Below are 2,176 nucleotides of genomic sequence, written 5' to 3'. Positions count from 1 at the left end.
AAGCCACCAACTACTTTCTTATGCACCCAGCACACGGCATTTTTTCGACTTTTGCTGAACAGGTGCGAACGTTGAGTTATTTTTCCTTGTACTGTACGACTCTGTCTTCCTGGGGTTCGGTGAGGATGGCGGGGGTTTCGGGGTCGAGTGAGGTGACTTCGTAGATGGTTACGGGTTTTTTCTTGCCTTTGACCACGACCTTTTCTATGCCTCGCACGGAGAGACCTTTTATCTTGCCATTGGCGATCCCCTCTCTGAGCAACTGCACGGTAAACTCCGAAATCAACAGGTGGGTCTTGTATTTTCGTGTCAGCGCCTCAATCCGGGAGCCGAGATTTACGTCGTCTCCAATGATCGTGTAATCCATCTGCATACCCTCTGCCCCGATGTTACCCACCAGCACCTCTCCGGTGTTGAGACCGATGCCGATGTCAATGATTATCTTGCCCTCGGCACGCCACTTGGCCTGAAGTTCCTCTATACGGGTGATCATGTGCAGTGCGCACTTGACCGCAAGCTCGGCCTGGTCTGGCTGTGACAGCGGCGCCCCCCAGAACGCCATCAGCGCATCCCCGATGAACTTGTTCAAGGTGCCATTGTACTGAAATATCAGCCCTACCATCTCCGTGAAATACTCATTGAGTCTGCCCACCACCTCCTCAGGGGAAAGGTTTTCGGAGAGATTCGTAAAGCCGGCAATGTCTGAAAACAACACCGTAATGAGCCTCTTGTGTCCACCCAGGTGGGCCTCTTCGGGGTGGTTGATAAGCTCCTCCACTATCTTGGGGGAGACATATCTGGAAAACATCCTCTTTATATCCCTGGCCCTCCGTTCCTCCAGGAAGAACTTGACCAGTGTCTGCGAAAAAAATATCAGAAACATATTCGTAAGTGGATACGTGTAGTTTATCCATATCCCCGCATATGTCAGGAGATAAATGCCCACTGTAACATAACACACCATTAACAGTATCGAAACCACAGAGCCAACCAACGCACCCAACCTCGGCAACAACAACCCTAAAAAAATACCAGTGATAATGATAAAGGTCAACTCTATAACACCGGGGCTTTTTTTAAGAAAACTGTTGTGCAGGATGTTCTCTACGACGTTTGCGTTGATGGCCACCCCGGGTGTGTTTGCCGAAAACGGCGTAACCATCACATCATATGTGGCAAGGGCAGAGGTGCCAAGCAGGACAATCTTGTTGGCAAACATCCCCCTGGGCCTTGTCCCCCTAAGCACCTCCGATGCCGGTACCGAGGGGTAGTCCTTCTCCGGTGGCAGGTAGTGTATCAGCACCTTGCCATTGAGGCCGGTGGGGATGAACTGTTGTCCAAGCCTGATGCCGGAACCACCAAAGAGCGCCATGTCCTTGATGTCAGTCCCCCCTGCAATACGCGCCACCTGCAGGGCAAAGTGCGGGTAGCAGTCAACGCCATAATTGAGATACAGGTACACCCAGCGCATTACGCCATCGAGGTCGGGGTTGGAGTAGACGTGTCCCAGGGATGCGTGTGCGGCTATTTTGGCAATTGGCAGGTTGACCTTGTCCGCCTTTACGGCCCATAGTTTCCAGTCGATGCCCGATACGCTCTTGACCGTCATAAAGGCAGAGTCCCACAGATAATCAGATATTTCCGGGGCAACCCTGACCTCCTCTCTGCCCGTTGGCACCATGAAGGCAGTGGCCAGGACAACATTGCCCGCATCCTTTATAGCCTCTGCCAGTCTGGCGTCATTTTCGGTGTCCTGCCGCTCGCTGAACATGATATCTATGCCGATGACCCTGGGCTTGTCCGCCGATATCCTGCCAATTAACTCAGCCATGACGCTGCGCGGCCAGGGCCATCTGCCAATATCGGCAATGCTCTTTTCATCTATGTACACGATGACTATCTCTGTAGTGGGGTGATACGCCTTCAGTCTCCATGAAAGAAGCATCCTGAGGTCATACGTCTTTGTCTCGAGCTTGTCTCGTATGATCACGGGGTCATAGACCTCCAGCACAGCAAATGTCAGTGTCGATACCAGTGCTATAAGAAATAGGACTCGTTTCATGTCACAGTGGAGATAAGTAACCGAGCATAAACATGTATAACGTCACCAGCCTTATGGGGTCAAGGGGGCTGGCCCCCTTGCGGGGGAGGTCTGAGGAGGGGGCGGAGCCGCCCT

1 protein-coding gene is annotated in these 2,176 nt (G+C 52.4%); it reads right to left on the bottom strand.

The genetic code is table 11. The annotated features are described in order from the left end of the window. Positions 1-76 precede the first annotated feature (76 nt). Complete coding sequence (locus HWQ67_RS16920; protein WP_218253863.1) at positions 77-2,062, bottom strand: CHASE2 domain-containing protein; 1,986 nt, start codon at positions 2,060-2,062, stop codon at positions 77-79. Positions 2,063-2,176: the final 114 nt, after the last annotated feature.

Source organism: Candidatus Magnetobacterium casense (assembly GCF_019173545.1).
GTDB classification, from domain to species: Bacteria; Nitrospirota; Thermodesulfovibrionia; order Thermodesulfovibrionales; family Magnetobacteriaceae; genus Magnetobacterium; species Magnetobacterium cryptolimnobacter.
This window is presented reverse-complemented; position numbering and strand designations above follow the sequence as displayed.